Below are 24,899 nucleotides of genomic sequence, written 5' to 3' on the forward strand. Positions count from 1 at the left end.
GCGTGAGTATGCCGTCCGGTCGCGTCGCTCAGGGCCCGGTCGGCTGGAGCACTAGCGTCCTGACCATGAGCAGACCCACCAGCGCCGTCCGCCTCATCAGGGCCGCCGCGCTCACCGACACCGCGCCCTACGCGTATGCCGCGACGACCGACGCCGCCGCCCCGCTCCTCTTCACGGCGGGAGCCTGTCCCCTCGACGAGTCCGGCGCGACCGTGGCACCCGGCGACATCGCAGGCCAGGCCCGGCAGTGCGTGGACAACCTCGTGACTGCTCTCGATGCCGCCGGCGCGACGCTGGGCGACATCGCCTACACGCGCGTCCTCGTGGCGACGACCGTGCGGGAAGACCTCGTGGCGGCGTGGACCGTCGTCCACGACGCCTTCGGCGAGCACGAGGTGCCGAGCACCCTGCACGGCGTGACGGTCCTCGGCTACCCCGACCAGCTCGTGGAGATCGAGGCCGTCGCGGCGCTCAGGTAGCCGGCTCGGCCTCGTGGGTGGTGACGATGTCGTTGGCCGCGGCCCACGCCGTGATGTCGCGCTTCTCGATGGCCGTCGCCATGAGGTCGGGGAACTGGTCCGGAGTGCACGCGAACGCCGGCACCCCGACGGCCGCGAGGGCCGAGGCGTGGTCGGCGTCGAAGCTCGGCCGGCCCGAGTCGCTGAGCGCGAGCAGGGCGACCATGGTCGCGCCGGACGCGACGATGGAGGACGCGCGCCGGACCATCTCCTCGGCGATACCGCCCTCGTAGAGATCGCTGATGAGCACGAGGATCGTCTCGCCCGGCTGCTCGATGAGGCCCTCGCAGTAGGCGAGCGCCTGGTTGATGTCGGTGCCTCCGCCGAGCTGCACGCCGAAGAGCACGTCGACGGGGTCGTCGAGCTCGTCGGTGAGGTCGACGACCGCGGTGTCGAAGACGACGAGGCGTGTCTCGACAGACCGGAGCGAGGCGAGCACCGCGCCGAAGACGCTGGAGTAGACGACGGACTCGGCCATCGAGCCGGACTGGTCGATGCAGAGGATGATCCGTCGCTCGACCCGGTGCGCCCGCCGGGCGTGGCCGACGAGCCGCTCGGGCACGACGGTGCCGTGCTCGGGCTGGTAGTGCTTGAGGTTGGCCGCGATGGTGCGGTTCCAGTCGATGTCTGACGCCTTGGGACGACGGGTGCGTGACGCCCGGTTGAGCGCGCCGGAGACGGCCTGCACCGTCTCCGAGCGCAGCCGCTCCTCGAGCTCGTCGGTGACGACGCGGACGACCGCCCGCGCCGTGGCGCGCGACCGCTCGGGGATGACGCGGCCCAGCCCGACGAGCGTCGTGACGAGGTTGACGTCGGGCTGCACGGCCTCCATCAGCTCGGGCTCGAGGAGCAGCTGGGTCAGGCCGAGGCGGTCCATCGCGTCGTGCTGCATGACCTGCACGACCGACGACGGGAAGTAGCCACGGATGTCGCCGAGCCAGCGTGCGACGCGGGGCGCCGACGCCCCCAGTCCGCTGCGGCGCTCGCCGTCGTAGAGCTCGCGCAGGGCCTCGTCGCGCTTGAGGTCGTCGGCGTCGAGGCTCGCGCCATCGCCGATGCCGTCGGACTGCTCGCCACCGAGGACGAGCCGCCAGCGGGTGAGCCGGTCGCGGTCGGTCACGACGCCACCTCCATCCCGAGCAACCGGGCGACCGCGGCGATCGCTGGTGCGGCCCGGTCGAGGTCGATCGAGTCGGTCGACGACGGGGCCGTGTGCCTGCCGCTCGCGAGGTCGCGCAGGTGCGTCCCGATGAGGCGGCGTTCGGCGGGCTGGTAGCGCGAGAAGGTGCGGCGCACGAGGGGCAGGAGGTCCTCGAAGGCCTCCTCGGACGCGCCGACGAGCCATTCGTCGATGATCGAGAGCAGGTCGTCGCCGTGGACGAGGAGCAGCGCCTCGCCGGTGAGGAAGCCGTCGAGCCAGGCGGCGGCAGCAGGGGCCGGGGTGCCGGGGGAGAGCCGGCGGCTCAGGCGCGCGGCCGCCTCGTCGTGGGTGAGGTGCCCACCGTCGAGCAGCAGCCGGTTGACGCGTCCGGCGACGGCGCCGTGGATGACCTCGTCGCGACCGACGGTCACGAGTGCCTCGGTCCACGGGTCGCGCAGGTCGTCGCGGTCGACGAGCGCCACTCCGCGGTGCGCCGCCTCGAGGGCGGCACGCATGGCGGCCGCGCTGTCGTCGTCGAGGCTCGAGCACGCGGCGCGGAGCCCGACGGACGCGCGCACGACGACGGTCTGGAGCACGTGCGCCACGTCGGCCACGTCGACCCCGCGCACGTCGCCGTAGCGGCACGTCCGCGCGAGCGGCTCGACGGTCTCGAGCAGGGCTTGGGTGTCGTGCTGCCGAGCCGTGCGCTCGGCCAGCGCGGCCACGACGGCGCGCAGTCCCTCCGGCAGGTCGGCGACCAGGCACTCCTCGATGAGCCTCCCGAGGACGCGGAGGTCGGCCGCCTCCCGCGCCTCCTCGGCGATGCGGGACTCGGCGGCGCTGCGGACCGTCGTGCCGTGGAGGCTCGCCTCGATGACGGCTACCGCGAGCTCGGGTGTCCACTCGAGCTCCCACGCCTCCTTGAAGGTGCCCGTCGTGCGTCCGGCGTCGACCTGCGTGCCCCACGGGACGTCGAGGACGGCGAGTCGGTGCAGCAGCACCGACCGGGCGAGCTGGGACTCGCGGCGCAGGTCGAGCTGCACGACCGTCGAGGTGGCCGACGCCTTGAGCCGCAGGGTCCTCTGCTGCTTCGCGAGGTCGCCGGCCAGCGGCACCATCGGGGTCGACTCGGGCACCCGCCCGAGCAGCTCACCGATGACGAGGGTGCGGTCGACGAGCCGCAGGGGCAGGTCGGATCCCTCCGTGAGGACCGCGCGGGCGGCATCGGTCAGCTCGGCCAGCCCGACCGAGGGCCGGCCCCGAACGGCGGCCAGCGCGCCTGCGAGACGGGTCGCCTCGACGACCGATGCGGTCGAGGCGTCGAGGTCCTCGCTGCGCAGGGCCCGTGCGACGCGGACGAACCACGACGGCACGACCTCGTCGTCGGGGGTGACGAAGAGGTGGTGGTACCACCCGGGCGAGCGGACCCCGGCGCCGTAGCCGCTGGCATACGACAGGCGCTCGGAGCTCCACGGAGCCCACGTCGCGGCGACCTTGATCTTCGGCAGCCTGCTCGTGAGCGCGTTGTCACGGCTGACCGGCGGGAACGCCGCGGGGTCGAGAGCCGGGGCGTGGTAGGCGCCGCACACGACGGCGACGCGCTCGCGTCCGCCGCGCATCTCGGCGCGGATCACCTTGCGCATGAAGGCCTCTCGGCGCGCATCGTCATCGACCTCGAGGTCGCCGCGGACTCCTTCCATCGCCTCGCGGAGGTGGGCGAAGTGGGTGAGGGACGACGTGCGGCGGTGCTCGACCGCGTCTTCCCACCACCGCTCGGGGTCGTCGTATCCGGCAGCCGACGCGAGGGCCGAGATGGGGTCGACGCGACGGCGCGGCCGACGCGGAGGGTCCTCTGCCTCGGCGTCGGCGAGGTGGTGCGTCGCGGGCAGGTCGGCGAAGCGCACGTCGACCCCGTGCTCGAGCGCCCACCGCAGTGCCACCCACTCCGGCGAGAAGACGGCGAACGGGTAGAACGCAGCCCGCCTCGGCTCGTCGACCGCGTAGACGAGTCCGGCCACGGGTGGCACGAGGTCGGGGTCGGCGGCGAGCGGGACGAGCGCGTCGAGCTCGGGGGGCCCTTCGATGACGACGACGTCGGGCTGCAGCTCCTCGAGGGCGCGCCCGACGGACCGCGCGGAGCCCGGACCGTGGTGCCGGACGCCGAGCACCTCGACGCGCACGTCCACGCCTCGAACGCTCACGGGCTCAGCCGAGCTCGCGGCACGCGCGGTAGAGGTCGGTCCACTCCGAGCGGTCCTTGACGACGGTCTCGAGGTACTCCTGCCAGACGATGCGGTCCTGGACCGGGTCCTTGACGACCGCACCGACGAGGCCGGCCGCGACGTCGTCGGCCCGGACGACGCCGTCGCCGAAGTGGGACGCGAGCGACAACCCGTTGGTCATGACGGAGATGGCCTCGGCGGTCGACAGGGTCGCCGACGGCGACTTGACCGTGGTCCGCTGGTCCGCGGTGACCCCCGAGCGCAGCTCGCGGAAGATCGTGACGACACGCTCGATCTCGGCGAGGGACTCGAGGCCGGGCGGCAGCTCGAGCGAGCGCCCGAGCGAGTCGACGCGGGTGCGGACGATCTCGACCTCCTGCGCGAGGGTGTCGGGCAGCGGCAGCACGAGGGTGTTGAAGCGGCGCTTGAGGGCCGACGAGAGGTCGTTGACCCCCTTGTCGCGGTTGTTGGCGGTGGCGATGACGTTGAAGCCCTGCTGCGCCTGCACCTCGGAGTCGAGCTCGGGGATCGGCAGGTGCTTCTCCGACAGGATCGTGATGAGGGCGTCCTGGACGTCGGCCGGGATGCGGGTCAGCTCCTCGATGCGCACGAGGGTGCCCGTCTCCATGGCTCGCATGACCGGGCTCGGCACGAGCGCGCCGCGCGTCGGTCCCTCGGCGAGCAGCCGCGCGTAGTTCCAGCCGTAGCGCAGCGACTCCTCGGGCGTGCCCGCCGTGCCCTGGACGACGAGCGTCGACGAGCCGCTGACGGCGGCCGCGAGGTGCTCGCTGACCCAGGTCTTGGCCGTGCCCGGGACGCCCAGGAGCAGCAGGGCCCGGTCGGTGGCGAGGGAGGCGACGGCGACCTCCATGAGCCGTCGCGACCCGAGGTACTTCGGCGTGATCTCGGTGCCGTCGTCGAGCGTGCCGCCGAGGAGATAGGTCGTGACGGCCCACGGCGACAGCCGCCAGCGCGGCGGCCGGGGCCGGTCGTCGGAGGCGGCGAGGGCGGCCAGCTCGGCGGCATACGCGTCCTCGGCGTGGGCGCGCAGGACCGTGGTGGGAGAGAGTGGTTCGCTCATCTGAAGGCCTCGGTGATCGATCGCTTGACGGAGTGGAACTGGAGCAGGTTGCGCAGGTTGGTCGTCAACGTCTGGTCGGCGCCGGTGGACTCGAGCCAGCGCTCGACCTCGTCGAGCGCGGCGGGGTGCAGCCCGGCGACAAGGTAGGGCATCGTCGCCACGACGATCGCCGAGCCCTGGGGTGCAGCACGTAGCCGGGACACGAGCGCGACGCTGTAGTCCGCCGACCACGGGGGCTCGACGGCTGCGATGACGGCGGCTGCGTGGTGGGGCCTGGTGCTCGTCGCGTCGATGCGCTTCAGCACGGCTCGCTCACGCAGCTCGCGCGGGAGGGCGGGCACGAGCGTCGGGTCCCAGCCGCCGTCGAGCAGGGCGGCCGCCCACTCGGGGTCGCGTCGGACTCGCGCGGCACGGCGTATGCCGGCCAGGGCGTCCGTCGCCTGCGCGTCGGTGAGGCGCTTGACCGTCGCCACCGGACCGGCGCCGGTCAGCTCGGCCCAGAGCTCCAGCGAGGCGCCGGCGCAGAGCTGCTCGAGCCACCAGCCGCGGGCGGAGCGGCGCGGCGGGGGCTTGCCGAGGCCGTCGCGCACGGCGTCCGGGTCGGGCTCGTCGGGCAGGGTCACCTCGACGGCGCGACCGAGCAGGCCGCTGCGCCGCACGAGGGGTCGCAGCCGGGCGGCCATGCGGGCGGCCCGGGCCGATCCCGGGAGGGCGTCGAGCAGCTCGGCCGCCAGCTCACGGACGCTCGCGGCCCGGTCGTCGAGAGCCTCCTCGAGGAGCGGCTCGTCGTCGGGGCCGAGGGCGATGCGCAGCACGTCGAGGTGTGCCCGACGATCGCGTGCCGCGTCGGTCGCCCAGGTGGAGCGGACGAGCTCGCGTGCCGCTGCCGGATCGTGGGCCCGGACACTCGCGAGCACGCTGACCCGGTCGGTCGAGGGCAGACGGGCCCAGTCGTCGGCCGGGGGCGCGGTGCCCGTCCTGCGCGACGCGGTGCGGGCCTCGGCGCCCGCAGAGGCGTCGGCGACCCACGACCACTCCTCGCGCAGCCCCGCCAGCCACCGGCCCCGCTCGTCGAGCACCGCGGCCGTCGGGCGGCGCAGCTCGCGCACGCCGGTGGCGAGCCCGAGCACGGTCGGCAGCAGGGCGTGCGGCACCCGACAGCCGGCGTCGTCGGCGGCACCCAGCCAGTGCGCGAGCAGGGCGCTGCGCTGCTGGGCCCCGGCCGGGGGCTGGGTCATGACGAGCTCGAGCAGCTGGACGGCCCGGCGCGGAGCGACGGGGCGGTGGTCGTCGGGGGCGGCCTCCGGTGGCTCGGCGTGGCCGAGTCGGCGCCCCGCGCGCACGGCCGCGCCACCCAGCGCCGCGGCGTCGAGGAGGGCCTCCTCGCGGGAGGACTCACCGGAACGTCCCAGGACGCCGGCGCGCCCGAGGTCGGGCAGCGGGGGCGCCGGCCTGCGCGCCGTGCCCAGCAGCGCGGCGTTGCCGACGTCGCGCCACCACGTGTCGAGGTCGCTCACAGCCCGACCACCTCGCCGTCGAGCACGACGGTGAGCGGCCGCAGGCGGGTCTCCTCGAGCTCGCCGAAGACGCGCGCCGGCCCTCCGCCGGTCAGGGCGAGCAGCGACCACACGTCGGCGTCGTCGGTCAGGGGGACGCTCGCACCGTCCGCGTCGACGACCCGGTCGACGCCGACGCGCACGTCCGACAGGACGACGGGGATGCGGCGCGCCCACGGGTTGCGGCCCCACGTCTCGGCCGCCGCCGACCGCGCGTCCTCGAGGGACACACCGGACGGCATACGCACCTCGCCGTCGGAGACGGTGGGCTCGTCGACGAAGAGGGCCCGCCGCACGGCGGCGCCGGGGTAGCGGGCCAGCGTCGCGTCGAGTCCGGAGCCGACGATGCGCGCGACCGGCAGCACCTGGCCTCCGGCCGCGAAGTCGAGCACCTGCACCGTCTCACCCGTGGCGCTCCCGCGCAGCCACGTGCGCTGCTGCTGGAGGCGGCCGTCGTCGGTGCGGTGCGCGCCGAGGACGAGCCAACGATCGGTCACTGCGTCGCCCTGACGCACCGACTCGGTGCTCGTCGACCAGCCGAGGTAGGCGCGCAGGTCGCCGAGCCGCGCCTCGTCGAGGGACTCGCGTGCGGACCAGGCCCGGGTGGCGGTCCACCAGCGACCGAGCGCGACGAGCAGGCGCTCGGCCCAGTCGGGGCGTCCGGTCACCGCGCCGCCGACGGAGCGCACGTCGTCGGCGAGCCCGGGCAGGTGCGCGTCGACGAGGCGCGCGGCCGTGGCGTCCCACCACGCGTAGGACTGGTGCCTGGCGGCTGCCGTGCCGCTGCGCGCGAGGTCGGTGAGCCACCGCGCGAAGTCGTCCATGCCGTCGTCCATGAGAGCGAGCCGCTCCGCGAGGCGCTTCGCCGCGGCCGCGGGGTCGGGGGTCCTCGCCGGGCGAGCGGTGTCCCCGGCCGCCTTGGCCTCGGCCCGGGCGGAGCGCTCGGCCGCCCACTCCTGGGCGAACCCGGCCACCTCGGTCGCATCGGCGACCGACCCCGACCCGTCGACCCAGAGCAGCAGGAGCGCGAGCCCGTGCTTGCACGGGAACTTGCGGCTCGGGCACGAGCACCGGAACGCGGGCCCGGTGAGGTCGATGCTCACCTGGTAGGGCGTCTTGCCCGACCCTTGGCACTTGCCCCAGAGCAACGTCTCGGTGGAGCCGGTGTCGGACCACGGCCCGGGGCGCGCGAGCCTCCGGGCAGCGGCCAGCGACGAGGCGTCGGGAGCCAGACCGGCCACCTGCTGGGAAGTCCATCGCGTCATGACTCGCACATCATGACCGACACCTCCCACACCCGTGGGCGGACCGCCGTATGCCGTCGCTCTGCGTGCCGGGTCGGCCCGCGGTCAGGCGTCGCCGGCCGAGCTGCGGGTGCGGTCGGCGTCACCCTCGCGGACGAGCCGCTCCAGGTGCGCCATGACGCTGGCGCGGTCGAACCGCCGGTGACCGCCCGGCGTCCGGGTCGAGGCCAGCAGGCCCACCCGGGCCCAGCGGGTGATGGTGGCCGGGGAGACCCGGAAGATCCGGGCAACCTCGTGCGGAGCCATGAGCTCCCGGTCCTCGCCGTCGTGTCCGCGGCCGGATGAGTGTGCTTTCGCCATGGTGCTGCCCCCGTGTCCCCTGTGCGCCGCGTCCCCCGACGCGCGATCGACCACAACATACCCACCTTCGCTGCCGTCAGTCGACGAACCGGGCTTCACAGCCTGACGCCGGAGGCCTCGAGCAGGTAGGCGAGGTCGGGGGCGAGCTGACGGGCGTACTGCAACGACGTGTGGAGGTAGTCGCCCTTGAGCACCGTCCCGGTCGTCGTCGTGAAGATGGGGCACCGCCCGTCGACGCAGTACCAGTGGGTCGTGTCGACGAAGACGGCGTGCTGCACCTTCTTCTCGACGTCACGCGTTCGCGCCCACCACGTCGGGATGCCGGTGACGCACCGTCCCGGCGACCCGCCCGGCCGGTAGCAGTCGAGGAACGCGACGCCGGGCATCGAGGGCGCGACGATGACGACGGTGCCGACGCTCCCGCGCACCGCGTCGACGAACGCCTGGTCGGCGGCCAGCCACTCCTTCGCCGAGGCCGCGCCCTTCGCGTGGGACTTGAGGCGAACGGCCCACGAGTACGTCTCGGTCATGATGAGGACCTTCGGCTTCACCCGCCGCACGTAGTCGAGCACCATCTTCCGGTGGTCGACGCAGGGGAGCGCCCACTCGTCCTTGCCGTAGTTCGCGTCGACGCCGTTGACGGCACAGGCGATCTTCGTCATGCCGCGCACCGTGTAGGTCCTGCCGAAGGCCTCCTCGACCGTCGCGAGGAGCGGGAAGCCGATGGAGTCGCCGTAGACGATGATCTCGGGACCGGCGCGGTTGCCGAAGGTGCACGACTCGGGGTCCTCGGCGTCGGTCGCCGTGCAGGCGCTCATCGCGGCGCGCTGGTCGGCGGTCGTCTGCCACTGGTCGGGTGAGGGGTTGAGGTCGGCCGGCCACGACCCCGACGCGAGGGCGCCGCGGAGTCCCTCCTGGATGCGGGTTCCGCTGGCGCCCAGTGGGATCGGCCTCCAGCTCGTGCCCGGCACCGCGGACCTCGTGCGGGTCGTCGGGGAGGTCGGAAGGGTGGGCGTCGCCTCGGGGTTCGGGGCCGTCGGCGCGGGCACCTCGCCCTCCGGAGGCGGGACGGCGCCGTCCGGGTCGTCGGCCGCGACGACGGTGCCACCCGCGAAGAGGTCGGGCCGGGCCGTGGCGGTCCCGCCGACCCCGACGACGAGGAGCGCGAGCGCCAGGGCGGCGGCCAGCATGCTGCGCCTCCGGACCCGTGGCGCGTCGAGGACCGGTCGCTCGACGAGGTGGTGCGACACGACAGCCAGAACGAGGGTCCCGGCCAGGACGACGGCTGCGCTCGTCGCACCTGTGCTCGTGAGCACGACCGGGGCGAGCACGACGAGCGGGAAGTGCCAGAGGTAGAGCCCGTAGGAGACGTCGCCGACGTAGCCGCTCACCGGGTTCGTCAGCAGCACCGCTCCCGGTGCGGGCGCACCGATCCCGGCGACGAGCACGAGCACCGTCCCGAGCGCGACCCCGAGCGCCGCCGGCCAGGGGACGCCCGTGTCCGGCGTGACGAGGACGTATGCCGTCAGGACCGTCGCGAGCCCCGCCCAGGACAGCGCGGAGCGGGCCGCGGGAGCCAGGCGGACGGCAGCCCGGGGCACGGTGGCGAGCGCGGCGCCGAGCGCGAGCTCCCACGCGCGGGTCAGCGTCGAGTAGTAGGCGGTCGTCGGGTCCGAGGAGGTCGAGGCGGCCGCCCACACGAGGGATGCAGCCCCGACGGTGGCGGCGAGGGCGCCGATCGCCACCCGGTGCCGGCGCCCACCACCGGCGACGGCGACGACGAGCACGACGAGCAGCGGCCACGCGACGTAGAACTGCTCCTCGACCCCGAGTGACCAGTAGTGCAGGAGCGGCGAGGGCGCCGACCCGGTGTCGAAGTACGTGTCGGCGCGGGCGGCATAGTGCCAGTTGGCGGCGAAGAGCGCGGCCCACAGCGCGTCGCTGCGGATCGAGGCGACCTTGGCCCCGGCCCAGGCCCAGGGTGCGATGACGACGACGGCGGCGATGACGAGCAGCGCGAGGGGCAGGATCCGTCGAGCCCGACGGATCCAGAAGTCGCGCAACGAGATCCGTCCGGTGCGGTCGCGCTCGCGGACGAGCACCCCGGTGATGACGAAGCCGGACACGACGAAGAAGGCGTCGACACCGAGGTAGCCGCCGCTCGGCCAGCCGAAGAGGTGGAAGGCGATGACGGCGGTCACGGTCACGGCCCTGAGGCCCTGGATGTCCGCCCTACGCGGTCCCCCCACCGGACCGTCGCTCATGCGGGACAGCATGCACCGCGCGAGCCTCCGGGGAGACGGTAACGCCGGTGCCGACGCGATCGCGGCCGGGCAGCGCGGTCAGCGCGAGCGCCAGGGCGACCGCTGCCAGCACGACGACGACGCCGGCGACGACGGCCCACCCGGGGCCGGACCAGGCGTAGCCGAGCAGCCAGCCGAACAGGGCGGACCCGCTGTAGTAGGCGACGTTGTAGAGCGCGGTCGCCTGGGCGCGCCCGGTCGTCGCGCGAGCGCCGACCCAGGCGGATGCCGTCGCGTGGGCGGCGAAGAAGCCGGCGGTGAGGACGAGGAGCCCGACGACGACGACGGGCAGCGCGACCGACAGCGTGAGGAGGGCGCCGACTGCCATGGTCACGGTGCCCGTGACGAGCACGCGCCGCCGCCCGAGACGCGGCACCCAGCGGCCGGTGAGGCGCGAGCTGACGGTGCCGGCGGCATACGCGGCGAAGATCAGCGACCCGACCGTCGCGGGCAGCGCGAACTCCGGGCCCTCGAGCCGGAAGGCGAGGTAGTTGTAGACCGCGACGAACCCGCCCATGAGGAGGGCGCCCTGGGCGTAGAGCGCCAGCAGCGCCGGGTCCCGCAGGCTCGTGCGTATGCCGTCCACGACGGTCCGCGCGGTGGCGGCGGTCGTCGGCCGGTAGCCACGGGCCCGCGGCATGAGCCGCAGGAAGACGGCGGATGCGAGCGCACACACGGCGGCCACGGTGAGCAGGGCCGGACGCCAGCCGACGACGCCGGCGAGGGGTCCGGCGATCAGCCGCCCGGCGGCGCCCCCGACCGTCGTGCCCGAGATGTAGGCCGCGGCCGCTGCCGCCGTGTGGCGGGCATGCACCTCGTCGTGGAGGTAGGTGACGGCGAGGGCGGGAAGCCCACCGAGGGCCATGCCCTCGACGAGGCGCAGGGCGAGCAGGGCCTCGATCCCGGGTGCGAGCGCGACGGCGACCCCGAGCCCGGTCGAGGCGACGATGGCCACCTGCATGGCGCGCAGCCGGCCGACGCGGTCGGCGATCCACGACCACGGCAGGACGGAGACGGCGACGCCGAGGGTCGCGAGGGAGACCGACAGGGCTGCGTCGGCGGGGCTGACCTCGAGGCCGCGCGCGAGGGTGGGCAGCAGTCCCTGCGGTGAGTAGAGCTGCGCGAACGTCGCGATGCCCGCCGCACCGAGCCCGACGAGGATGCGGCGGTACTCGCGGCTCGCGGGGAGGTGTCCGGCCCAGGTCATGCGCTCGACGCTAGGTCGGTCAGCTCGTGCGCACCAATGCATACCAGCCGGGTGACTCATACGATTCGAGCATGAGACCAGCGCAGTTCCGGGCCGTCGTGCGGCTGCTGCCCGTCTTCGTCGTCGTCGCGGAGGTCGGCCAGGTGACGACCGCGGCCGCCGTCCTCGGGATGCCGCAGCCGACCGTCAGCCGGGCCCTGGCCCGCCTCGGTGAGCTGCTCGGCACCCCGGTCGTCGAGCGGGACGGGCGCGGGATCGCCCTGACGGCGGCCGGCCGGGCGCTGCTGCCCTTCGCGCGGGAGGGCGTCGGTGCGCTCGAGCGCGGGGTCGACGCCGTGACCGGGTCGAGCATCGTCGGGCACGGCACGGTCGGGCTGTCGTTCCAGACCCTGCTCGGCGAGGCGGTCGTGCCGGCCCTCATCCGCCGGTTCCGCGACCGCTTCCCGGGGGTGCGGTTCGAGCTGGCCCAGGGCTCACGGCAGAAGGCCCTCGACGACTTCGAGGCCGGCCGCTGCTCGGTCGCGCTCGTGGCGTCGCCGCCGTCGCTGCCCGGTGCGTCGACCACGGTGCTCTACGACGAGCCGCTCGTCGTCGCCGTGCACCGGTCGCACCCGGCCGCCGGGGCGGGCTCCGTCTCCGTCGAGCGTCTGGCCGCCGACGGGGGCGACGAGCTCATCGTCCTCAAGACCGGTTTCGGCCTGCGTGGCCGCGTCGAGGAGATCTACGCCGACGCCGGGGTGCCGCTGCGTGTGGCCTTCGAGGCCGAGGACGTCCACACCGCAAGGGGACTCGTCGGTGCAGGGCTCGGTGTCGCGATCCTCCCGGACTTCACCCCGGAGCGCGACGTCGTGCCCGTCCGGCTCGACCACCCGCAGGCGCAGCGGACCATCGGCGCCCTGGTGCGCAACCCCGCGCACGACCCGACGATCGCGGCCTTCGAGGAGTTCGTGGGCCGGTCGGGACGACCGGTGGCGCTCGCCGCGCTCAGCCGGCCATCCTGACCACGACGGTGATGAGGCCGGCGACGAGGAGGGCGGCAGCGGCGATGCCTGCGAAGACGAGCCCGATCCGCTGGTCGCGCCCCTTGCGGCCCGGTCCCTCGACGGGCTCCGACCCGACCTGGTCGACGAGGTGCTGCGGGCCGTTCGGTCCTGCGTTCATGGGAGCTCCATCGGTCGGGTCCTGCGCGTCACGGTGCCTGGGCACGGCAAACGAGCCTATCGCCGAACAGGTCACGCGCGCGGTGGACAGGCCGGCCCGTCGTCAGACAGCCGTGGACTCGTCGATCTCCGGGGCCGACTCGCCGAGGGCCGCGTGGAGGGTGTGGGCGCCGCGGACCGGGTCGCCGTCGAGGCGGGTCGCGTGGCAGAGCTGGGCGACGTCGTCGGTGGCGCCCGCCGCTGCGAGGTGCACGGGAGTGGACCGGGCGACGCGGCGCAGCGCGGGCGCGTGGGCGGCGAAGGCGGTGGCCCGGCGTGCCGCGACGACGACGACCTCGGGCTGGAGCGTCCGGCACGTCAGCGCGAGCTCTGCGGAGGGTGTGTCGGCGCCGAGGTAGCAGGTGCGCCAGCCGAGGCGCGAGAGCACGATCGAGGTGGCCATGAGCCCGAACTCGTGCTGCTCGCCGGGCATGCAGGCGAGCACGGCGAGGGGCCCCTCGGGTCGTTCGTCGGCCCCCATGAGCACCGAGAGCCGCGAGCGCAGGACGTTGCTCGCGAAGTGCTCCTGGGCCACGCCGATCGACCCGCCCGACCAGCGTTCGCCGAGCTCCTGGAGGTAGGGGAGCACGACGAGTGACTGCGCGTCCTCGACGCCGAGCTCGTCGAAGACCTGGGTCAGCACGCGGTGGCCGCCGGTCTCGTCGAACGCCTCGAGCGTGCGCTCGAGGTGGTCCATCCACTCGCGGGGCGTGGTGCGGCGCGACGTCGGCATGGCGGGCTCCTCGCCGGTGGGACGGGGACCCGGGACGTCACCCGGGTCCGAACTGACGCGACGTACCCAGTCGGGGCGTCGTCCTCACCAGCCGTGACCCAATCGTGGCCGGGCGCGCCGAACCGCCCCTGCGAGCGGGCCGGACGGGTGACGCTAGAGGTCGCTCATCATCGAGACGGAGCACGACCCTGCCCGCGTGGGCACGTGGTGCGGGGTCGACGCCGACGGCAGGCGCAGGTCGGCGAGCGATGTCGTGACGACCGGGGCGGCCGGGGCCACCGTCCGGGGAGCGGCGACGGCCGACGATCCGGCCAGGGCCGTGAGGGCGACGAGTGCCGAGCCCGCGACGGCGGTCAGGGCGCTGCGACGGGTCAACCTGCTGCGGCGCGTGTCCATCCGTCCAGTGTGCGCCCGTCCGGCCGCCGGGTCCATGGGGGACCCGGCGGCATACGACGTCGTCATCCGGCGGGGAGGCGGGTGACCCAGAAGGGCGCCGTGTCCGGCGAGGGGATCCCGAAGCGGGCGTTGACGACCCACAGCGACCCGAGCGCGGCCGTGGCGGTCGACGGCACGTCGAGTCCGGGATCGGTGAGCGTGGCGACCCAGCGGCCCCGCAGCTCGCCGGCGTGGGTCCGGAGCCGCACGACGCTGACGTCCTGAGGGCCACTCCCGCGCACGTTGTAGAGGGTCCGGCCCACGAGCTCCAGCCCGTCGCCGCTCGTGATGGCCGGTCCTCCGGTGACGGGGATCCGGCGGGCGACGCCGGATGCCGCGTCGACCTGCCAGAGGCCGCCCACGCGGCTGTGGTTCAGGACGATGGGCCCGTGTGGCAGCGTGCGGATCCCGTTGGCGTTGAAGGTGTCCGGGGGACTGGTCGGCCAGTCGCCGGTGAGGTCCAGGAACTCGGCCGGGGCCCCGGACGGGCGGCCGTGACGGGTGAGTCGCACGATCGTGAGCCGGTCGACGCTCGAGTCGGTGGCCCACACGGCGCGACGGGTGACGACGAGGTCGTTGAGGAAGCCGGCCCCGGGGACGACGGTGTCGCCGACGACGGCTCCCGACCGGGCGTCGACCGCCCAGACGTGTCCGACGGCGCCGAGCGAGCCCACGGCCCAGACGAGCCCGGTGCGGGCATCGAAGTAGAGGCCGCGCAGCGACCGGCCGGCCTCGGGGGCGAGAAGAGTGCGGACGTCTCCGGTGCGGAGGTTGCCCTTGACGATGCGGCCGTCGGCGACGGAGCCGACGTAGAAGGTGGCTCCGGGGCCGGACGTGATGCCCTCGGGGCGGGTCCCGACCGGGAGGTCGATGCGCGCCGGGAGGCGGCCGCGGCTATGGCCCTGCTGGGCGGAGGCGACGGGAGCGGTCAGGGCGGTGACGGCGACGGCGGCAGCCGAGCCGAGGACGAGGCGACGCGAGGGAGTGCCATGGTGCACGGCGTTGTGGTTGTCCATCCTCCATGGTGAGCGGACAGCCGACCGGAAATCGAGGGGCGTCCGGTGAACCTTTGAGCCGCGTGTGTCGTTGCACCCCGGAGCAGACGTATGCCGCCTGGCTCAGCCAGGCGGCATACGTGCGTCGGTGTCCCGCGGATGCGGTCAGCGGAAGAGGTCGAGCTTCCCGTGCTTCTCGGCCAGCAGGTAGTAGACCGTGACGCGGTTCTTCGTGCGGTCGCCCTTGAGCGTCTGTCCGACCTCTGCCAGCGAGGCGTCGAGATCGGCGTCGGAGTCCGTGAGGCCGAGCTTCTTCTTCATGAATCCGTCACGCACGCGGTCGGTCTCGCTCTTGTCGCTGAACGACACCAGTGCCGAGTCGCGCTTCTGCAGCGCGATGCCGCAGTGCCGGACGATGCCCTTGATCGCGGCGTCGTCGGCGTCGGGGGAGTACTTCCTGACGTCAGCTGCCCAGTCTTCTGCCATGTGCCGTGCCCCTCTTCGTTGAATGGCTGGAACACGAGCGACGCTAGCCCCCGCAGTGCGGCCTGAGAAGGGCTGCCGTCAGGCGGTGAGCCTGGCCCAGGTGCGCGTGCCCACAACCCCGTCGGCCGTGAGGCCGCGGGACTGCTGGAAGGCCTGCGTCTTCGTCGCGGTCATCGCGCCGAAGGCGCCGTCGGCGGTGAGGGTGTAGCCGCGGTGGGTCAGCAGCTTCTGCGCCGCGACGACGGCCTGCCCGCTCGAGCCGCGCTTGACGGAGACGACGAGCGCCGACCAGGTCTTCGGTCCGACGACGCCGTCGGCCGTGAGGCCCTTGGAGCGCTGGAAGGAGATGATGCGGCTCTGGGTCGTCGGTCCGAACGAGCCGTCGACGGTGAGGCTGAATCCGCGCTGGCGCAGCAGGTGCTGGATCGCGGTGACGCGGAAGCCGCTCGCCCCTCGCTTGACCGTGGTCCAGGCGATCGGGCTGGGAGTCGGGGTGCTGCCCCCACCGCCGATCCGCTTGGCGAGGGCCGCGAGGCGAGCGTCCCCGGGGCGGACGTTGATCTCGAAGTGCATCTCGTCCTTGCGGCCCGAGTAGTCGCCGCCCCAGCGCACGACTCCGTTGCAGGAGCTCAGGATCGAGCGGATGTGCGAGCGCTGCGTCGCCGTGAACGTGCCCGACTTGCCGAGCGGGTGGCGTGGGGCGTTGAGGTCGATGGCCGTGCCGCTGGAGTGGTTGGACAGGGTGGTGCTGCCCGAGATCGGACGGTAGCTGTGGCCCCAGCACCAGCCCTTGACGAGCGCCTCGACCTCGCTGTTGAAGCGGCGGGCGACGTAGCCGAGGACGACGTGGACGTCTCCGTTTCGGACGCCGGCCGGGAAGGTCGCGGCGCCCACGGCCAAGGTGCTCAGCGGGACGGTCGACGAGGAGCCGGCCGGCCAGCCGTTCTGCGAGGTGGCGGCCTGGGCGGCGGTGGCCGTGGCGGCGACGAGTCCGCCGCCGATGAGGAGGCCACCGGCGCCGCGGATCAGCGTGCGGCGCCCGACGGCGGGAGTGGTGGTTTCGTGGAGCTCACACATGACTACCCCTGAGCGTGTGTCGGTGGCTGGACGCGGGCGCGTCCGCAGCGCCGACGCTAGGGGCGAGCGGCGTTGCCGTACATGGGGAGAACTCCCCCCGGCCGACGGGCGTCGCCGTCAGCGGTCCACGCCGTCGCCGGAGGATCCCGAGCCGGACGCCACGAGCGCGTCACCCACGGCGGTGCGCCAGTAGAGCACCTCGCGCCCCGACCGTCGGCGCAGGACGAGGCCGGCGGCGAGGAGCACCTTGAGGTGGTCGCTGACCGACCCCACCGCGAGCTCGGTGTTGGCGGCGAGACCCGTTGTGCTGGAGGGTGATTCGAGGGCGACCAGGATCCGGGCGCGGTTGCGGCCCACGAGGCGCTCGAGGCCGTCGGGAGCCCCGGCGTCGACGCGAGCCAGCGCTCCGGCGACGGGGTAGTAGACGGCATACCGCTGCGGGTGGAGCCAGCCGACCCAACGGGCGCGGTGGTTGACGGGCACGAAGAAGAGGTCGGCGTCGTCGGGGAGCACCCTTGACGGCAGGTCGTAGTGGTTGATGCGCAGGTGGCCGTCGCCGACCCACTCGCGGTCGCGGCCGAGGTCGTGCAGCACCGCGGCCCATCCCTGGGTGGCGAGGCGTGAGGTGCGGGCGACGATGTCGGCACGCAGGATCCGCTCCCGTCGGGCCCAGTCGGTGGCGAGGACGTGCGTCCAGACCCACTCGAGCAGCTCGACGCCGTGCTCGGTGAGCCCGTCGGCCAGCAGCGCGTCGGGCAGGTCGCGGGTCGGCGAGCTCTCGGCGAGCTGGTCGCGCATCAGGTCGTCACCGAGGGCGCGCACGTCGTCGAGCTCCTCGGCGAAGGTACGCCCGCCGGAGACCGGCGGCAGGCACAGCCAGTCCGAGATCCACTGCGGCTTCCAGCTGTGGTCGAGGACGGCGCGCCGCACGGGGTGGGCGTCGAGCATCGCCCGGAACGCCTCGCCGTGGGCGGCCGCGAGGGCGCGGCCCTCGGGGTCGGAGGGACGCACGAGGTCGTTGAGCGCGCCGACCGTCTCGATGCGCGGCGAGACGACGAAGCGGCTGCGGGCCAGCAGGTCCGCCGAGATCTGCCACGTCCCCATGTTTCGCCTCCTGCCGAAACATTAGCGTCGCGGGGCTCCAGGGGTCAGGGTGGCGCGGGTGAAGACCTACCGCCAGCTGTTCGCCGTCCGTGAGTTCCGGGTCCTCTTCCTCGTCCAGTGCCTCAACATCGGGGCGTATGCGGTGGCGTCCCTCGCACTCGGCACCATCACCTTCGCGGCCACGGGGTCGCCGGTCCTCACGGCGCTCGCGATGTTCGGCGCGCCGCTCATGCGCATCGTCGGCCAGACGCTCTTCGGCTCCGGCTCCGACCTCGTCCGCCCGCGCACCGCGCTGGTGCTCGTCTTCACGACGACGATGGTGACCGACCTGCTGCAGGCGATCCCGGGTCTGGCCTGGGGCTGGCGTTTCGCCCTGCTCGCCGTCGGACCGCTCATCACCTCGGCGCTCGGCGGCAGCATGATGGCGCTCGTCTCCGACATCCTCCCGCCCGACGGCTTCATCCTCGGCCGGGCGACGATGAACATCGCGGTCGGCGGCATGCAGATCGTCGGCTACGGCATCGGCGGTCTGCTCCTCATCACCTTCACGACGACCGAGCTCTTCCTCGGCTCGGGTGTCGCGCTCCTCGTCGCGGTCGTGCTGCTCCGCCTCGGCCTCTCGGACCACCCGCCGCGGCACGCGGCCACCTCCCTCGTGCGTCGCACCCGCGAGGTCAACCGTGCCCTGCTCGGGTCGCGGGTCATCCGTCCGCTCTACCTGACGTTGTGGGTGCCCAACGGGCTCATCGTCGGGTGCGAGGCGCTGTTCGTGCCGTTCGCGGGAGCGCGCGCGGGCTACCTCTTCGCGGTCACGGCGGCGGGGATGCTGCTCGGCGACGTCGTCGTCGGACGCTTCCTCGCCGTGGCCGTGCGCGACCGGCTCATCGGCCCGCTGCGGCTGCTGCTCGCGATCCCCTACCTCGCCTTCTTCGCCGTCCCGTCGCTGCCTTATGCCGCCGCGCTGGCCTTCGTGGCGTCCGTGGGCTACTCGGCGAGCCTGCCCCTGCAGGAGCGGCTGGTGACCCACACCGACGTTCAGACACGAGGCCAGGTCTTCGGGCTGCAGGGCACGGGCCTCATGGTGGGCCAGGCCCTCGGGGCGCTGCTCGGCGGCGTCGTCGCAAGCTCCTTGGGGATGGGACCGGCCGCGGCCGCGCAGGCGATGGGCGTCATGGCCGTCGCCTCGGTGGTCGTCTCGGTCGCCCTGACGCCCGGTCTGCGCCGGTCGCGGCCCGGGGCCGCCGTGCTCGAGGGCGCGCCGGCCTGATCCCCCTCAGCCGGTCACGAGCCCGCGACGTCGCGCGATGGCGGCCGCCTCGGTGCGTCCGGAGGCGCCGAGCTTGGCCAGGAGGTTGGACACGTGGACGCTCACGGTCTTGGTGCTGATGTAGAGCTGCTTGCCGATCTGACCGTTGGTCAGGCCCTGCGCCAGCAGCCCGAGCACCTCGAGCTCACGCGGGGTGAGGTCGACCGTCACGCCGCCGGGGCGCACCGCGTCGAGCTCGGCGAGGAGCGGCTTGGCCTCGAGCCTGACGGCCTCCTCGCGGGCCCGCTCGGCCACCGTGCGGGACTCGACGTCCTCGCCCGCGGCCCGCAGGGCCTCGGCGAGCCGCGCCCGTGAGCGGGCGGTCTCGAAGACGTGGCCGTAGCGCTCGAACGCCGCGACGCTCTCACGCCACGCGTCGACGAGCTCGGTCACCGGCGGCGGCTCCTCGACCCCGGCGACCCGCTGGAGCCGCAGCACCTCGGCCTCGAGCCGTGCGGTCCACGCCCACGTCTCGCGGCTCGTGTCCTCGAGCGACTCGGCGGCGGCGCGCTCGAACTTCGGACGGCTCGCCTTCTCGACGGCGGGCCGCAGCTGGCCGATGCGCCGCCCGCGATCGGCGAGCTCGTCGACGAGGGCGACGGCGCGGGCCCGGAGCGCAGGGTCGGCCCGCGGCACGAGCGCTGCCGCCTGCCCCGCCACGAGCGCGGCCAGCCGCACGACGGCGTGGTACTCGCCCCACGTCGAGTCGAGCACGCCGACCGCGGCCTCCGTGAGGTCGAGCAGGCCGGCGAGGTCGCCCGCGTCGCCGAGGACGTCGACGGCGGGCATGACGGTGAGCACGACGCACAGCCCGTCGACGGGCCACCACTCCCGCAGCGCCCCGATGAGGTCGGGGTCGACGGGGTCTCCGCGACCGGCGTGCACGAGCAGGGCGGCGCCGGTGAAGATCGTGCGCCCCGGCTGCGGGGCCGGGCGCCCCGCGAGGTCGAGGCGGCGCGCCGCGCCGTCCCAGTCGCCGAGCTCGTAGGCCGTGAGCCCGCCGAGGAGGCGGCACTCCTGCCCCCACGGTGCCCACTCGCGGTGCATCCGGCGTGCCACGGCGGCGCCGCGGTCGTACAGCTGGAGCGACCCGGGCAGGTCGCCGCGGCGGTGCGCCAGCGACGCGAGCTGGTGGACGGCGCGCAGCAGCAGCGGGTCGTCCGGGTCGATGTCGGCGACGATCGAGCGCAGGTGCGTCTCGACCGAGTCGAGGTCCTGCTGCGCCTCGAGGATGCGCGCCATGATCGTGCGCACCTCGGCGAGCGCACCGCCGAGGCCGAGGCGCTCGGCGAGCAGGGACACCTCGTTGCCGACGACCGCCGCCTCGACGAACGAGCCGTTGTCGACGAGCGCCTGCACGCGCGCGACGAGCACGCGCACCCGGCGCTCGTCGGCCTCCTCGCCGATGAGCGACAGCGCCTCGTCGGTCAGGGCGATGGAGTCGATGGGCAGGTCGAGGATTCGCGAGCGGATGACGAGGGTCGAGAGGAGGTCGGCGCGCGCGCCCGGGTCTTGGGCCGTGCCGGGGTGGTCGAGCCGGTCACGCAGCAGGTCCATGGCGCGGATCGGCTCACCGGCGACCATCGCCGCGCGCGACGCCCGGAGCGTGACCTCGTCGCGTTCGGGGTCGTCCTCGTCGAGCCACGTGAGGGCGCGCTCGAGGAGCAGCAACGCCTCCTGCGGGCCTCCGACGGCCATGGCCGCCTCGGCCGCCGCGCGGCTCGCGCGGACCGCCGTCGGCAGATCGCCCACGGCCGCGGCGTGGCGGGCGAGCTCGGACGCGGGGGCGAGCTCGGGGCGCTCGGCCAGCACGGCGGCATACGCCCGGTGGAGGCGGAGGCGCTCTCCCGGGAGGAGGCTGTCGGCGACGGCCTCGCCGAGCAGGGCGTGGCGGAAGGTGTAGGCCGGGGGCCAGCGGGCCTCGAGGACGTGGTGCTCGACCGCAGCGGCGAGGGCGGCCTCGAGCGTCTCGTCGGGGAGGTCGACGACGCGGGAGAGGAGATCGTGGCCGATGAACTGGCCGCCCTTGAGGGCGACGGCCCGGAGCACGCGCTGGGCGGTGTCGTCGAGCTGCTCGACGCGGGCGCGGAGCACGCGGCTCAGGCCGCCGGTCAGGCCCTGGCCGGCCGCGGCGCTGGCGACGAGCTCCTCGGCGAAGAACGGGTTGCCCTCGGAGCGGCGGGCGATCTCGGCGTTCGTCGCGGCGTCGGTGGGGGCGCCCTCGATGCCGGAGACGAGCTCGCGCACGGCGTCGTCGGGGAGCGGGGCGAGCTCGACGTGCTCGAGCCCCGCGATGCGCGCCCACACGGCGAGCGTCTCGTGGAGGGGGTGGCGGCGGTAGAGGTCGTCGGAGCGGTAGGTCACGACGAGGCCGACCGCGCGCGTGAAGCCGCGGGTCAGCAGGAGGGTGATGAGGTCGCGCGAGGAGTGGTCGGCCCAGTGGACGTCCTCGACGACGAGGAGGGACGGCTGGGCGTCGCCGAGCGCGGACAGCAGAGCGTGCACCGCCTCGGCGACCTGGCCGGGGTCGGTGCTCCGTGCGGAGCGGTCGTTGTCGGGTGCGTCGGCGCGCCCCGGAAGGAGGTGGCCGAGGCTCGGGTGGGTCTCGAGCACGCGCTCGACGACCTCGGGATGGCCTGCGTCGATGGTGCCGACGAGCTCGACGAACGGCAGGTAGGCGAGGCTGCTGCCCGCCTGGCCGACGCAGTGACCGACGGCGGTGAACCAGCCGGCCGTGGTGGCCTCGGCCACGAGGGCTCCCACGATGCGGGACTTGCCGATGCCGGCGTCGCCGGACAGCACGACGACGCCACCGGGCCGGGCACCCGGGGTGGGGCGCAGTCCGATGGCGTCGGCGAGACGGGACAGATCGGTGTCCCGCCCGATGAGGGGGCCCGTGCTGAGCGGCATACGCGGAATCATCGCGTACTCCGCCGACAGGAGCGGGACGGTCGGCGACACGGGTCGCGTCGCCGTCGTCACCGGGCGCGGCCCGGGTTGTTCTCCTCTCGGGAGACCCGCGCCATGGTGCGGCGCATGATCTCGAGCGACGAGTCGCGGCGGACGCGACGACGCTGCGGGTAGCGGGACTCGATCTCGACCTGGACGGTGCGGAAGTCGATGTACTGGGTGGTCATGGTCTTTCCTCTGCTCGTGCCGTTCTGGACTCCTCCAGACTCGGCCGCTGAGGTAGACCCCCACATCGGACGACCGCCCTATCCCTGCCCCTCCGCTACCTCAGATCCGATGGCGTATGCCGTGTGGACCCGTCTGAGGTAGGCGCGCGGTCGCGCGTCAGGCGGGCGGGAAGGCGCGGGCGATCCGGGCGAGGACGGCAGCCACGTCCACCGCCGGTGGTTCCGTGCCGCGGCTGGCCGGCACCGCCGTGACGAGCTCCATGAGGCGCTTGGACCACAGCACGTGCACACCGCGCGTCACGAAGGCTCCGCCGATGAGCTGCCAGTCGGCGGCGACGAAGCACAGCACCCCCGTGACCGGGACGGTCGGGTCGTCGACGGCCGTGCGGACGAGCTCGACCTGCTTGAGCGCCCCGTCGACGAGCTTCGTGCAGTCCCGACCACCGACGACGAGCTTCTCCGTGCGCGGACGGAAGAGGCCACCCTCGACGCGGAGAGCGGGCCTGCCCTTGTACTTCTTCGCATCGACGACGAAGACGCCGTGGCGCGAGACGACGACGTGGTCGATGTTGGCCCGCGTCCTCGGGATGCGCCGGTCGTGCAGGACGTCGAGGCCGTCACCCACGAGGGAGTCGAGACGGCTGCCGACGAACTGCTCGCCCTCCGCGCCGGCGTCCCAGGCCCGGGTGCTCTGGGGCTCCTCGGTGATGGCGAGGAGGAACCCGCCGATGCGCGGGTGGCGCTCACGGACGCGTCGCTCCCGGGCGTCGCGCCGCCGCTCGAACTCACGCCGCGCCGAGCCGCCGGCCGGACCGCTGGTGTCCCGTGCCGGCTCGGGCTGGAGGGGTGCTTGAGTCGGTCGTTCGTCGGGGACCACCACGCCCACCGGGGCGACCGGGTCCGCCGACTCACCCAGGCACTCGAGGCAGCGCACGGTCCGGCTCGACCGTTCGTACACGGCTCGGGTCCCTGCTGGGAGCGCGGCGGCGCAGCGTCGGCACGTACCGGCATACCGAAGCCGCATGCGCTTGTCGTCGCCGACGTCGGCGACCTCCCCCGTGCTCACGCAGCAGAGGTTAGGTCGAGAGCTCCCGTCGCGCAGGGCAACGAGCGAAGTCGGGTCGTCAGCCGAGCAGGAGGGTGGCGGCGATGGTGAACATGACGATGGCGATCGCGACGTCGAGGACGCGCCAGGTGGCCGGGCGCGCGAAGAGCGGCGCGAGCAGGCGCGCGCCGTAGCCGAGCGAGGTGAACCACGCGACGCTGGCGAGGGCGGCCCCACCGGCGAACCACCACCGTCCGTCCGGACCGTGCTGGTTGGCGAGCGACCCGACGAGCAGCACGGTGTCGAGGTAGACGTGCGGGTTGAGCCACGTGAGCGCGAGCACGGTGGCGAGCACGCCGCTGCGCGACCGCTGGGTGCCGTCCGCCTCGAGACCCTTGGGGTGGCGCGCGTTGCGCAGGCACAGCAGTCCGTAGCCGACGAGGTACGCCGCCCCGACCCACCGCACGACCGTCAGCAGTTCCGGGTGGGCCGTGACGAGACGGCCGACGCCGAGCACTCCTGCGAGGACGAGCACCGCATCGCTGATCGCGCAGACGGAGACGACGAGCCCGACGTGGTGGCGCGCGAGGCCGGTGCGCAGCACGTAGGCGTTCTGCGCGCCGATGGCCACGATGAGCGAGGCCATCGTGAGGAAGCCGGGCAGGAGGGAGGTCACGCCCTCGACGGTAGAGGGATCGCGATCATCAGTGAAGCGAAGGTTTCTTCAGCATCATTAGCATGGCTTCATGCGGCTCCAGCCCGAGCACCTCGCGACTTTGCTCGCCATCGTCGACGCCGGCACCTTCGACGCTGCGGCCCGACGACTGCACGTGACACCTTCGGCCGTGAGCCAGAGGGTCAAGGCGCTCGAGGCCGAGGTCGGCCAGGTCGTCGTCGTGCGCAGCACCCCCTGCCGCGCCACGAGCGCGGGCGAGGCTCTCGTCCGGCTCGCCCGTCAGCAGGGCTTGCTCGAGTCGGAGGCGCTCGCAGGTCTCGTCGCCGACGGCCGGTCCCGGGTCGACCTGCCCATCGTCGTCAATGCCGACTCGATGTCGACCTGGTTCGGTGCGGTGCTGACCGAGGCGGCCGCGTGGGACGACGTCGTGCTGCGCCTGCGGGTCGAGGACCAGGACCACTCGGCTCGGCTGCTCCGGTCGGGCGAGGTGCTCGGCGCCGTGACGTCCGACCCGACGCCGGTCCAGGGCTGCTCGACAGAGCCCCTCGTCACGATGCGCTACCTGCCGGCGGCAACGCCGCGGCTCGTCGAGCGTCATCGAGTTGGACGCGGGATCGACTGGGCGGCAATGCCCCTCGTGCGTTTCAACGACAAGGATGACATCCAGCAGCGCATCCTCGACCGGCACGGCGTGACCGGCGCGCCGCCGACTCACGAGGTGCCCGACGGTGGCGGCTTCGTGACGGCGGTCCGCTCGGGGCTCGGCTGGGGTGCGCTCCTGACGACGCAGCTGGGGCCGTTGCTCGACGCCGGTGAGCTCGTGCGACTCGGCTCGCGCGATCACGTCGACGTCCAGCTCTACTGGCAGCGGTGGCGGCTGCCCTCGGCCCATCTCGACCGGCTGAGCGACACGGTGCAAAGCGAGGCGGCGCGTGCCGGCATCCGTCGGGGTGGCGCCGGCGCGCGGCTGCGCTCGCCCGGCTTACGCGGTCCTGGCTGATCATCAGCGCCGGGCCTGGGTGCGGGCTATGTTAGGCGGAACGGACGTCCCGCCTGTCCCGCCCGAGCGCGGGA

23 protein-coding genes are annotated in these 24,899 nt (G+C 73.9%); 4 read left to right on the top strand and 19 right to left on the bottom strand.

What is annotated here, in order from left to right; genetic code table 11:
* Nucleotides 1-65: 65 nt before the first annotated feature.
* A complete protein-coding gene (locus H283_RS0110795; protein WP_020143535.1) occupies nt 66-479 on the top strand; it encodes a RidA family protein in 414 nt (137 codons plus the stop codon).
* Here the strand turns inward: H283_RS0110795 and H283_RS0110800 are convergent.
* The 8 genes from H283_RS0110800 to H283_RS0110835 form a co-directional block, all read right to left on the bottom strand.
* Nucleotides 472-1,638: a VWA domain-containing protein gene (locus tag H283_RS0110800; RefSeq protein WP_020143536.1), complete on the bottom strand. Its 1,167-nt coding sequence runs from the start codon at nt 1,636-1,638 to the stop codon at nt 472-474. The genes H283_RS0110795 and H283_RS0110800 overlap by 8 nt on opposite strands.
* Nucleotides 1,635-3,860, bottom strand: coding sequence for a DUF5682 family protein (locus H283_RS28135; protein WP_231372264.1), 2,226 nt, complete (start codon nt 3,858-3,860; stop codon nt 1,635-1,637). Before H283_RS28135 ends, H283_RS0110800 begins: the two co-directional genes overlap by 4 nt.
* Nucleotides 3,861-3,864: 4 nt before the next feature.
* Nucleotides 3,865-4,962: an AAA family ATPase gene (locus H283_RS0110810; protein WP_020143538.1), complete on the bottom strand. Its 1,098-nt coding sequence runs from the start codon at nt 4,960-4,962 to the stop codon at nt 3,865-3,867.
* Nucleotides 4,959-6,479: a DUF5691 domain-containing protein gene (locus H283_RS24770; RefSeq protein WP_020143539.1), complete on the bottom strand. Its 1,521-nt coding sequence runs from the start codon at nt 6,477-6,479 to the stop codon at nt 4,959-4,961. The genes H283_RS0110810 and H283_RS24770 overlap by 4 nt, the downstream gene beginning before the upstream one ends.
* Nucleotides 6,476-7,783, bottom strand: coding sequence for an SWIM zinc finger domain-containing protein (locus H283_RS0110820; protein WP_028785504.1), 1,308 nt, complete (start codon nt 7,781-7,783; stop codon nt 6,476-6,478). The genes H283_RS24770 and H283_RS0110820 overlap by 4 nt, the downstream gene beginning before the upstream one ends.
* 84 nt (nt 7,784-7,867) lie before the next feature.
* A complete protein-coding gene (locus H283_RS24775; RefSeq protein ID WP_051103620.1) occupies nt 7,868-8,122 on the bottom strand; it encodes a helix-turn-helix domain-containing protein in 255 nt (84 codons plus the stop codon).
* A 95-nt stretch (nt 8,123-8,217) separates the two neighbouring features.
* Nucleotides 8,218-10,386: an acyltransferase family protein gene (locus H283_RS0110830; protein WP_196805967.1), complete on the bottom strand. Its 2,169-nt coding sequence runs from the start codon at nt 10,384-10,386 to the stop codon at nt 8,218-8,220.
* Nucleotides 10,355-11,632, bottom strand: coding sequence for an MFS transporter (locus H283_RS0110835; protein ID WP_020143543.1), 1,278 nt, complete (start codon nt 11,630-11,632; stop codon nt 10,355-10,357). The genes H283_RS0110830 and H283_RS0110835 overlap by 32 nt, the downstream gene beginning before the upstream one ends.
* Before the next feature lie 71 nt (nt 11,633-11,703).
* On the opposite strand from H283_RS0110835, the gene H283_RS24780 reads away from it, so the two are divergent.
* On the top strand, nt 11,704-12,633 hold the full coding sequence (locus H283_RS24780) for a LysR family transcriptional regulator (RefSeq protein WP_043649125.1): 930 nt from the start codon (nt 11,704-11,706) through the stop codon (nt 12,631-12,633).
* On the opposite strand, the gene H283_RS27685 is transcribed toward H283_RS24780, so the two are convergent.
* The 7 genes from H283_RS27685 to H283_RS0110875 form a co-directional block, all read right to left on the bottom strand.
* On the bottom strand, nt 12,617-12,793 hold the full coding sequence (locus tag H283_RS27685; RefSeq protein ID WP_020143545.1) for a hypothetical protein: 177 nt from the start codon (nt 12,791-12,793) through the stop codon (nt 12,617-12,619). The two genes, H283_RS24780 and H283_RS27685, sit on opposite strands and share 17 nt — an antisense overlap.
* A 102-nt stretch (nt 12,794-12,895) precedes the next feature.
* On the bottom strand, nt 12,896-13,564 hold the full coding sequence (locus tag H283_RS26635; RefSeq protein WP_020143546.1) for a B12-binding domain-containing protein: 669 nt from the start codon (nt 13,562-13,564) through the stop codon (nt 12,896-12,898).
* 153 nt (nt 13,565-13,717) lie between these two features.
* On the bottom strand, nt 13,718-13,960 hold the full coding sequence (locus H283_RS24790; RefSeq protein WP_020143547.1) for a hypothetical protein: 243 nt from the start codon (nt 13,958-13,960) through the stop codon (nt 13,718-13,720).
* A 62-nt stretch (nt 13,961-14,022) separates the two neighbouring features.
* Nucleotides 14,023-15,015, bottom strand: coding sequence for a hypothetical protein (locus tag H283_RS0110860; protein WP_020143548.1), 993 nt, complete (start codon nt 15,013-15,015; stop codon nt 14,023-14,025).
* Nucleotides 15,016-15,159: 144 nt separating this feature from the next.
* On the bottom strand, nt 15,160-15,480 hold the full coding sequence (locus H283_RS0110865; RefSeq protein ID WP_020143549.1) for a DUF2853 family protein: 321 nt from the start codon (nt 15,478-15,480) through the stop codon (nt 15,160-15,162).
* A gap of 78 nt (nt 15,481-15,558) precedes the next feature.
* Complete coding sequence (locus tag H283_RS0110870; RefSeq protein WP_020143550.1) at nt 15,559-16,557, bottom strand: peptidoglycan-binding protein; 999 nt, start codon at nt 16,555-16,557, stop codon at nt 15,559-15,561.
* Nucleotides 16,558-16,674: 117 nt separating this feature from the next.
* The gene (locus H283_RS0110875) at nt 16,675-17,661 is read right to left on the bottom strand and encodes a helix-turn-helix transcriptional regulator (protein WP_020143551.1); all 987 of its coding nucleotides are present in this window, start codon (nt 17,659-17,661) and stop codon (nt 16,675-16,677) included.
* A 58-nt stretch (nt 17,662-17,719) separates the two neighbouring features.
* Here H283_RS0110875 and H283_RS24795 point away from each other — a divergent pair, with 58 nt between their 5' ends.
* The gene (locus H283_RS24795; protein WP_020143552.1) at nt 17,720-18,928 is read left to right on the top strand and encodes a hypothetical protein; all 1,209 of its coding nucleotides are present in this window, start codon (nt 17,720-17,722) and stop codon (nt 18,926-18,928) included.
* Nucleotides 18,929-18,934: 6 nt separating this feature from the next.
* Here H283_RS24795 and H283_RS28630 read toward each other — a convergent pair whose 3' ends face one another.
* The 4 genes from H283_RS28630 to H283_RS0110900 form a co-directional block, all read right to left on the bottom strand.
* On the bottom strand, nt 18,935-21,928 hold the full coding sequence (locus H283_RS28630; protein ID WP_304412601.1) for a helix-turn-helix transcriptional regulator: 2,994 nt from the start codon (nt 21,926-21,928) through the stop codon (nt 18,935-18,937).
* 17 nt (nt 21,929-21,945) lie between these two features.
* Nucleotides 21,946-22,104, bottom strand: a complete 159-nt coding sequence (locus H283_RS27690; protein ID WP_020143554.1) for a hypothetical protein — start codon at nt 22,102-22,104, stop codon at nt 21,946-21,948.
* Nucleotides 22,105-22,261: 157 nt separating this feature from the next.
* Nucleotides 22,262-23,170: a nuclease-related domain-containing protein gene (locus H283_RS0110895; protein ID WP_020143555.1), complete on the bottom strand. Its 909-nt coding sequence runs from the start codon at nt 23,168-23,170 to the stop codon at nt 22,262-22,264.
* A 58-nt stretch (nt 23,171-23,228) separates the two neighbouring features.
* On the bottom strand, nt 23,229-23,825 hold the full coding sequence (locus H283_RS0110900) for a LysE/ArgO family amino acid transporter (RefSeq protein ID WP_020143556.1): 597 nt from the start codon (nt 23,823-23,825) through the stop codon (nt 23,229-23,231).
* A gap of 70 nt (nt 23,826-23,895) precedes the next feature.
* Here H283_RS0110900 and H283_RS0110905 point away from each other — a divergent pair, with 70 nt between their 5' ends.
* Nucleotides 23,896-24,825 (top strand): LysR family transcriptional regulator ArgP, encoded by a 930-nt coding sequence (locus H283_RS0110905; protein WP_020143557.1) that lies wholly within the window; start codon nt 23,896-23,898, stop codon nt 24,823-24,825.
* Nucleotides 24,826-24,899 lie beyond the last annotated feature (74 nt).

The sequence above is a fragment of the Terracoccus sp. 273MFTsu3.1 genome, assembly GCF_000383675.1.
Lineage (GTDB): Bacteria > Actinomycetota > Actinomycetes > Actinomycetales > Dermatophilaceae > Terrabacter.